The sequence below is a fragment of the Cyanobium sp. Lug-B genome, from assembly GCF_024345635.1.
Taxonomy (GTDB): domain Bacteria; phylum Cyanobacteriota; class Cyanobacteriia; order PCC-6307; family Cyanobiaceae; genus Cyanobium; species Cyanobium minutissimum.
Genome location: NZ_JAGQBM010000018.1, coordinates 43,638 through 53,138 on the forward strand (window position 1 = coordinate 43,638; position 9,501 = coordinate 53,138).

The 9,501-nt window shown below is 68.6% G+C and carries 3 protein-coding genes; 2 read left to right on the forward strand and 1 reads right to left on the reverse strand.

What is annotated here, in order from left to right; translation table 11 throughout:
* Positions 1-7 precede the first annotated feature (7 nt).
* Positions 8-679: a DoxX family protein gene (locus KBY81_RS06650; protein ID WP_254976020.1), complete on the forward strand. Its 672-nt coding sequence runs from the start codon at positions 8-10 to the stop codon at positions 677-679.
* Between the two features lie 42 nt (positions 680-721).
* On the opposite strand, the gene KBY81_RS06655 is transcribed toward KBY81_RS06650, so the two are convergent.
* A complete protein-coding gene (locus tag KBY81_RS06655) occupies positions 722-1,870 on the reverse strand; it encodes an autotransporter outer membrane beta-barrel domain-containing protein (RefSeq protein ID WP_254976021.1) in 1,149 nt (382 codons plus the stop codon).
* Between the two features lie 611 nt (positions 1,871-2,481).
* Between KBY81_RS06655 and KBY81_RS06660 the strand changes: the two genes are divergently transcribed.
* Positions 2,482-9,501, forward strand: a 7,020-nt coding sequence (locus KBY81_RS06660) for a cadherin-like domain-containing protein (protein ID WP_254976022.1), incomplete at its 3' end; no start/stop codon positions are given.

A 9,501-nucleotide genomic window follows, 5' to 3' on the forward strand; every position in this document is an offset into this window, starting at 1 on the left:
CGGTGCCATGACCACCACGCTCCTGCTCGAGCTCTTCGCAGGCTTCTTCACCGCCTTCATCGCCCTGTGGGTGCTGGCGCTCAACCGTCCGACGGCCGCCGCACTCGTGCCCAGCAGCCTGGAGGAGCGTGCGGATCCGGCCCCTGCCACCCCCATCGCCGCCACGGTGCGCCAGGCCCTGAAGGCCTACGTCCTGCGGGAGGGACGGCTGGCCAACCTCGGACTGCTGATCCTCCGCCTGGCGATCGGGGCGATGATGATCCACCACGGCCAGGACAAGCTGGCCGACCCGCAGGCCTTCGCCACCAACTACGTGGTCCCCCTGCACCTGCCCTTCCCCCTGGTCCTCGCCCACGTGGCGGGCTACTCGGAAATCTTCGGCAGCTGGCTGCTGATTCTCGGTCTGCTGTCCCCTCTCGGGGCCCTGGCCCTCACCGGCACGATGGCCGTGGCCGCCTACCACCACATTCTCACCAGCGGTTTCAACATCTACGTGCTGGAGCTGGTGGTGCTCTATCTGGGCGGCAGCCTGGCCCTGCTGCTGGTCGGCCCGGGCCGCTACTCGTTTGATGCCGGCATCGTCGCGGGGCTGCTGGAGGACACCGGCGATTCCCTCGCTGTCGAGGACGTTGCAACGGAAGAGACCCCGGCTTACGGACTGATGGGGGAAGGGGCCTGAGGGCCCTCCAGCCACCGTCCTGACCAGGTCCGGTGGGAGCGTTCAGGGATTGGCCGTGGATGGCTCGGATCCCCTCGCCTGGCCTGCGGACAACCGGGGTGCTCCCCCCCAGCGGAGCTGCACCCCGCCCCCGACATCCCAGGCGGTGCCGGCGCCATAGAACCCGGCGCCGCCTCGGATGAAGAACGTGGTGTTGTCCTTCAGGGTGTAGGCCAGGCCCGCCTGCAGTCCCAGTCCACCGCTCTGGCTGATGGGGCCCGCGGGCAGCGTGGTGGCCAGAGCGGTTCCGTCCGTGACCCCATTGGGAGGGACCTGGCCCAGAAATCCTGCCCCCAGCCAGCTGAGGCGCACCGAGGGCGTGAGCAGATTCCTGCCCTGGGGCAGGGGGGCCCTCCAGGTGACACCGATGTCGGCGGTGCCGACGGTGCTGCTGGAGGCGGGCACACTCCAGAAGCGGTTGGTGAACCCGTCGAAGACCGTCGCACCCCCCAGCGAGAGGCTGGTCAGGGTGAGCAGAGCGCTGGGTTCGAGAACCTGACGATCGGACAGCCGGATCCTGCCCCCGACATGGGTGGCCAGATGGAGAGCGCTGCCGCCGACCGAGGCCGTGCTGTAGCGGGCACCGATGGCGTTGGAGCTGCTGATGCCGAACGGTTGATCGGTCGTCAGAGCATCGCCTCCCAGCGCCGCCCCGATGAACCAACCGGGCTTGGCGAACTGCACCAGCACCCCGCCACCACCCAGGCTGCCGTTGGCGGATTGGCCGTTGAAGGGGGCCGCGAAATCATTGACGGAGCCGCCCTGTGCCTGGAGTGACCCGAAGCGGCCGAAGGCACCGATCACCAGATCGCCGATGGCGTAGTCAAGCCGCAGACCCATCTGGGCCCCGCTCACCGAGGAGGGACCTCCGGCGACACCACTGATAAGGGGACCGCCGAAGCCATTGCCGAATACCCGAAGCCGCCAGCCGTCTCGGTCACTGAAGTAGCCCCCGGGCTGAACACTGAAACGGAAGGCCGAAGTGGACGGCCCCTCCGGCTCTGGATCGGCGAGGGGAGAGGACTCGCGCACCTTCTGGGGCAGGGGCTCCAGCAGATCACGGCTGAAGCTCCGCCAGCCCATCCCGGCACCCAGGGGAAGCAACCGGGCGTCGAGTCGGTAGACATCGACCCTCACGGGGCGGATGGGCACAACGGAGGCTGGCGTCGCCGCGGGTGCCGGGGAAGGCGCCGGCGAAGGCGCCACGGGCGTGGACGGCGAAGGCGTCGGGGGCAGTGGGGTGACGGGGGGCAGGCAGAACTCCGCCTCGGTTCCATCGGGGCAGGTCGCCGCGCGGGCCGGGCCGATGGCGACGGCCGCTGCGAGGACGAAGCAAGGAAGGAGGGAGAGGGGACCTCCGATGGACTTCGAAAACCGGGCGGAAGCGGGGGACAGCGAGACCGGGGATTCAAGGCCAGAGAGACACCGAAGCAAGTTTCTGATCACACTTTTGTTTTCGATTTCCTAGCGATAAACCGCGTATGTCGTGGCTGAAAACGTGTTTTCTTGGGGCGCTATAAAGATTTTCTACGACAGCTTTAATGTTCTTAACCTGTGATTTCTAGAACTTCCCCGTGACATCGAAACAGCCCATCTCCTGTTCATGCTTCTGACAAGTGAGGTCGGTGGAATAAGATCCCGACAACGCGAACTGTTGGCCAGATCAAGGCATGAACATCCTCAGGCTTGAGCTCCTGGCAGGACTTTCGGGTCAAGCCAGTCTTTCCGCTGCGGCCTGGAGCGAACCCCTGTATCGACAGTTCGTGCCGCAACAATCTCTCGATCTGACCCTGCCGGGAGACATCGAGCGGCTCTGGACCAGCGCCCTGTCGAACGTCAACAGAATCCTCGAAGACCTGCCCCTCCGGGATGACTATGCGGATCTGCTGAGTGACACGTTCGCCACCGCCGGCACCGATCCCGATCAGTTCCAGTCCCGGGTGATCTCCCTCGCTCAGGTGTTGCGGGGGCCAGGCCTTCAGCTGGCGATCGAACGGCGCAGCGGAGAGGAACTCTCAGGCGCCAGCGGTGCCTACACACCCGGTGATCCTGATGGGCGGCAGAGGATCTACATCAATGCCGACTGGCTGTCCCTGGCCACCTCCGTGGAGGCCATCCAGCGCGTCCTGCTGGAGGAAGTGGGCCACGCCATCGACCAGTGGCTGAACGGGCCCCTCGATGCGCGAGGGGATGAGGGCGCCCTGTTCGTCGCCCTGGTCACCGGTGCACCCCTGGGGGAGACGCAGCGTGCGGCGATCCTGGCCGACGACGACCAGCACCGGCTCCTGATCGATGGCCGCTGGCTGGCGGCGGAGTTTGCCAGTGCCCCGGTGCTGAACGACAGTTTCGTCGGTACCCGGAGCACCGCCGAAGACACGCCCCTGGCGATCACCGGCCTGAGCGTGGCCGACAGCGACAACGGTGTGGCGCCGATCACGCTGCGGCTGCGGATCGCCACCACCGGGGGCACGGCCACCCTGGCCAGTGCCGCCCTCATCACCAGCGGCAGCAACGGCAGCGCCGACTTCACGCTGGAAGGCAGCCTGGCCGCCATCAATGCGGCGATCGCCAGTGTCCTGTTCACGCCGGCGGCCGATGCCAACAGCGTCAATACCGCGGTGGCACCCAGCCTCACCCTGACGGCCACCGATCTCACCAACGGCGACGGCCCCATCAGCCTCTCCACCGCGCCGATCCAGGTCACCCCGGTCAACGATGCCCCCACCCTGAGCACCAGCCCCCTGGTGGTGGCGGAAGGGGCCACAGCCAATTTCACATTGGCGAACTTCACCCTCTCGGATGTGGACAACCTGCCCGAGCAGGTGATCTACCGGATCACCTCCCTGCCGGGCAAAGGAACCATCAGGCTCAATGGCAATCCCCTGGTGGTGGGCTCCAGCTTCTCCAGCAGCTTCAGGGGGAGTTTCACCTACACCCATGACGGCTCCCAGGTGCTGCCCGGGGTGATTGCCGGCAGCGACAGTGATGCCGTCACCGTCTCCGTCGACGATGGAGCCGGCGGGCGGATCGCTTCGGCGACCGTTCCGATCAGCCTCACCCCCGTCAACCAGGCACCGGCCGTGAGTGGCTCGGTTGCCGTCTTCGAGGGCCAGCGCGGGGTGCCGGTCACCCTCATCATCAGTGATGCCGACCAGGCCGCGGGCGTGGCCCACACGGTCGTGATCACCTCCCTGCCCCTGCGGGGCACGCTCCGCCACAACGGCACCCCGATCACGGCACCGTTCACCCTTCCTTCGCTGGCGGGGCTCACCTACGACCACGACGGCAACGACCTCAACGGCGGCTTCCCCCCGAACGAGAGCTTCGGCGTCCGCGTCAGCGACGACGGCGGCGGCCAGGGAGCCGGCGGGGTGCTCAGCACCAACACCGTCATCACCCTGGCGGTGCAGCGGGTCAACGACGACCCCACCCTCAGCGCCAACAACCCGATCGTCACCCCCACCGGCAGCACGGCGATCACGGCCGCCGCCCTGAGGGTCAGCGATGCCGATTCCCCCGCCCCAAACCTCACCTACACCCTCACGGCGGCAGCGGATCCGGCCCGGGGGCAGCTGCAGGTGTTCCGTGGCGGCACCTGGGTGGGCCTGCTCAGCGGCGGCAGCTTCAGCCAGGACGACATCGACACCGGGCGGCTGCGGTTCAACTTCGTCAACGGCACCCCATCGGGCACCACGGCGGACTTCACGTTCACGGTGGAGGACGGCGCCATCGGCCTGCTTCCCGGCGGCTTCACCCAGACCCGCGACGGCGGCATCCACACCAACAGCACGCCCCAGCCCCTGCCGGGGGATCCGCTGACGCCGATCAGCTTCCGCCTCACCTACCTCAATCCCCTGGGCACCAGCAGCAGCGGCGGCGGCAACGCCCCCACCACCCTGCCGGCCAATGCCGCGCCCAGCCTGGCCACCAACAACCTGCTGCGCAGCAGCGAAGCTGCCACGGTGACGATCCGGGCCACGGATCTGGCCATCAGCGACAGCGACAGCAACCCGGCCGAGCGGGTCTACCGGCTCACCGCCGCGCCGGCGGGCGGCAGCCTGCGGCTGAACGGTGTGGCCCTCAACAACCTGGACGTCTTCACGCAGGACGACATCAACAACGGGCGGCTCACCTTCGTGCACGGTGGAGGGGAAGTCTTCGATTCCGGCTTCCGCTTCAACATCAGCGATGGCCGCAGCGTCGTGAGCAACGGGGCCAGCGATTTCCGCTTCGCGATCCGGGTCACGCCGATCAACGATGCCCCCAGCGCCAGCGTCAGTGGCAGCACCAGCCTGCTGGTGGAAGGGGGCACCTTGACCTTCAACAGTTCCAGCCCCGGACCGCTGCTGGGGGCGGCGGAGCGTCGCGACATCACCATCGCCGACGTTGATGGTTCGGGGCAGCAGGTGTTTGCCGGCGCGCCAAGCAACCCAAATCCGGGGGCCGATGCCCTCTGGGATCCGGGCAGCTTCTCCCAGACCGACACAGCCGACCAGCGACGGCTGCGGATCGACACCCTGCCGGCCAACGGCGTGCTCGAGTTCGACACCACCGGCAGCGGCGTCTGGACCGTGATCGGCGATGGCAGCGGCGGCAGCCTCAATCGCGCCACGCTCCGCATCAGCCAGAGCCAGCTTTCGGCGGGCCGCCTGCGCTATCGCCACAACGGCAACGACGGGCCTGGGGAGCTGGCCGACAGCTTCGTCTTCACCCCCCTCGACCGTTTCGACGCCCCCGGCACCCCGGTCACGGTGCCCCTGACGATCGCGCCCCTGAACGACCCTCCGGCTGCGATCGAAAACACGCCCCTCACCGTGGCGGAAGGTTCCCGCGGCGTGATCACAGGAAGCGCCAGCAACAGCACGGCACTCCGGCTGGCGTACGGCGATTCCGACAACAGTCCGATCCAGCGCCAGTACCGGGTCACGTCCCCCACCAGCAACGGTCGGCTGTTCCTCAACGGCCGTGCCCTGGGTGTGAACAGCGTGTTCACCCAGGCCGACCTCGACAACAACCTGATCACCTACCTGCACGACGGGACCGAGACCAGCAGCGATGCCTTCAGCTTCCGGGTGAGCGACGGCGGTGGCGACAACCCGATCAGCGGTGCCACCAACGAAATCCCCGGCACCTTTGTCATCGCGGTCACGCCCGCCAACGACCTGCCCAGCCTGAGTTCGCCGGCTTCCCTTGACGTCTTCGGCAGCGGCGCCACCCCGGTGGCCGTGGTCAGCGCCGGGCTGCTGCGCGCCACCGACAGCGATCTGGACACGATCGGGAGCGGAGAAACCGATCTGCTGCGGATCGAGGTCCAGCTGCTCGATGGGGCCAATGCGGTGGTGCCCTCCGGGCTGATCTCCTTCACCTCCGCCAATCCCACCTCAGCGCGGGCCTTCCTGAGCGGCGAGGGCAGCAACAGCCTGGTGGTGCAGGGCACCCGCAGCGAAATCCATGCGGTGCTCGCCAGCCTCACGGTGGCCTTCGGCGCCGACCTGGATGCCAGCAACCTCAAGCTGCGCGTCAGCGTCGACGACCGCCTCTACAGCGCCGCGGGCGTGCTGGGGGTGGGGGCCAACGGTGGCCCGGTCAACCAGAACGATGGGGCCGGCAATCCGGTGCCCATCGACGCCGCCAACAACCGGATCAGCCGCGACATCGCTCTGACGGCCTCCAACCTCAACGATCTGCCCACGATCACCAACCCCACGCTGTTCAGCGTCAACGAAGACGCCAGCGTCAGCCTGGGGGGCTTCGTTCTGGCCGACGCCGACAGCTTCAGCCGCAACGTGAGCGTGCAGATGCAGCTGTTCCGCGATGTCGCGCGAACGGTCCTGGCCGATGCCGCCACTGAAGGCCGGCTGCTGCTGGGCGCCATCGCCGGCCTGAGCGCCGCCACAGGCGACGGCACCAACACGATCACCCTCACCGGCCCGCTGGCGGCGGTGCAGACCGCCCTCAATCTGCTGCGCTTCCAGGGGGCCCCCGACTTCAACGGCGCCGGCAGCGGCCTGGGCAACCTTTTCCTGCGCACCAGCCTCACCGATTTCGGCCACGCCAATGTGCCCGCCGGCCACCGGGTGTCCGTCGACAACGGCGTGCGCATCACACCGGTCAACGATGCGCCGCTGCTGGCGGTTCCCGCCAACACGGTGATCGCCAGCGGCACCTTCCTCAACATCAGCAGCGGCTTCGCCATCCAGGACACCAGGGACGCCAGCCAGGGGGCCACCGATGACATCCGGGTGACCCTCAGTGCCACCGACGGCGCCACCCCCTACGGCACCCTGCTGATCCAGAACGCCAACGGCGCCTCCCTCACCACCAACGGCACCGCCAGCGTGCAGGTGCGGGGGACGCGTGCCCAGGTTCAGGCCGCCCTGAACACCCTGCGCTACACCCCGGCCAACCCCAACGTGGATCGGGTGGTGACGATCACCGCCACCGCCTTCGACGTCGACAACGGGGCCGAGGGCGTGGGGGTGACCGGCAACAACACCAGCGTCGCGTCCTTCACGGTGAACGTGTCGGCCACCAACGAGGCCCCGGTGCTGACGGTGCCGGCCACCCGCACCGTGGTCGAGGACAGCTCCGCCAACGCCTTCAGCGGCGCCAACCTGATCAGCTTCACCGACCCCGACGACTTCGGCGCCCTCGAGCGACTCACCCTCAGCGTCAACCGCGGCAGCATCAACCTGGTCAGCCGCACGGGACTGACCCGGACAGCGGGAAATTACGGCACCGGTTCGCTGACGGTGACCGGCACCAAGGCCAACCTCAACGCGGCCCTGGCCTCGCTCACCTACACCCCCACGGCCAACTTCCACGGCAGCGCCACCCTGACGGTGACCGTCAATGACCAGGGCAGCACCGGCAGCGGCGGCGCCCGGCAGGACGTGAAGACCGTGGCCTTGACGGTGACGCCGCTCAACGACCAGCCCGTCGCCAGCACCAACGTCGTCCTGCCTGCCATTTCGGAAGACGTCGCCGCCGGCGCCATCGCCGGCACCACCCTCAGCAGCCTGGGCTTCGGCTACACCGACGCCACCGACAACCAGACCGCCAACGGCGGCGGCAACACCGCCACCCCCTTCTCCTTCCTTGCCGTCGTCGGCTCCACGAGCTACACCGCCGCCCAGGGGGTCTGGCAGATCTCCACCTCCGCCACGCCCAACCCCGCCGTCCCCGGCGACTGGATCAACCTCCCCAGCGCCGGTCTCTCCACCAGCGCCGCCCTCGTCTTCAGCGCCGCCAGCCGGATCCGGTTCCTGCCTGCCGCCAACTTCCACGGCACCCCCGGCCGCCTCCTGGTGCGTCTTGCTGATGCCAGCGCCCCCCTCACCACCAGCGTTTCGGCCACCAGCAGCTTCAACCTCGCCACGGCCGGCGGCACCACCAGCACCGGTGCCTGGAGCGCCGTCAACCGCACCATCGGCACCAGCGTCACCAACATCAACGACCGGCCCACGGCCACCGCCGCCAGCCTCGCCGCCACCACCGAGGACAACCCCAACCCGCCCGGCGCCACCATCGCCGCCCTCGGCTTCGGCTTCAGGGATGCGGCCGACGACCAGCGCGCCGTCACCGGCGGCGCCAATGCCGCCACCGCCTTCGGGGGCATCGCCATCACCGGCAATGCCGCCACCGCCAACCAGGGCGTCTGGCAGTACAACCTCAACACCGGCTCCGGCTGGGTCACCATCGGCTCCCCCTCCGACAGCGCCGCCCTGCTGCTGCCCACCTCCGCCTCGCTCCGCTTCCTCCCCAGCAGCCCGAATGCCAACGGCACCCCGGGCGGCCTCACCCTCCGCGTCGCCGACACCCCCCTGGCCTTCAGCGCCGCCACCAACCTCACGGCCCTGCTGGGGCCCACCGGCCGCTACTCGGACCCCACGTCCCTGGCCACCACCGTCACCCCCGTCAACGACGTGCCGGCCTTCAGCAAGGGGGCGGATCAGGTGCTGCTGGAGGACGCCGGCGCCCAAAGCGTGGTCGGGTGGGCCACGGGCCTGAGCCGCGGCGGCGGCAGCGATGAAGCCGCCCAGGCCCTGAACTTCCTGGTCACCAACAACAACAGCGCCCTGTTCAGCGTCCAACCCACCATCGACGCCAGCGGGCGACTCACCTACACCCCGGCGGCCAACGCCAGCGGCACGGCCACCGTTTCCGTGCGCCTTCGCGACAGCGGCGGCACCGCCAATGGCGGCGTCGACACCAGCGCCATCCAGACGTTCCTGATCACGGTGACGCCGGTCAACGACGATTTCACCGACGCCAACGAAACCCGCTCCATCGCCGAGGACAGCGGCACCGCCACGGGCAGCCTCCTGGTCGGCACCACCAGCCCCGATGGCCCGGTCTCGATCGCTTCGTTCTCCATCGCCGGCCTGAGCGGTCCCTTCCCCCTCGGCAGCCCGACCACCATCGCCGGCGTCGGCAGCCTCACCATCGCCGCCAACGGCTCCTATTCCTTCACTCCAGCCGCCAACTACAACGGCCCGGTTCCCCTGATCTCCTACGTCGTCACCGACGGATCCGGGGCCAACGACACCTCCACCCTTTCGATCACCGTCACCCCCGTCAACGACGATTTCAGCGACGCCAGCGAGACCGTCTCCATCGCCGAGGACAGCGGCACCACCACTGGGAATCTCCTGGCCGGCACCACCAGCCCCGATGGCCCGGTCTCGATCGCTTCGTTCTCCATCGCCGGCCTGAGCGGTCCCTTCCCCCTCGGCAGCCCGACCACCATCGCCGGCGTCGGCAGCCTCACCATCGCCGCCAAC

Coding starts and splice junctions, on each gene's coding strand:
- KBY81_RS06650 (WP_254976020.1), top strand. CDS start 8: ATGACCACCACGCTCCTGCTCGAGCTCTTCGCAGGCTTCTTCACCGCC.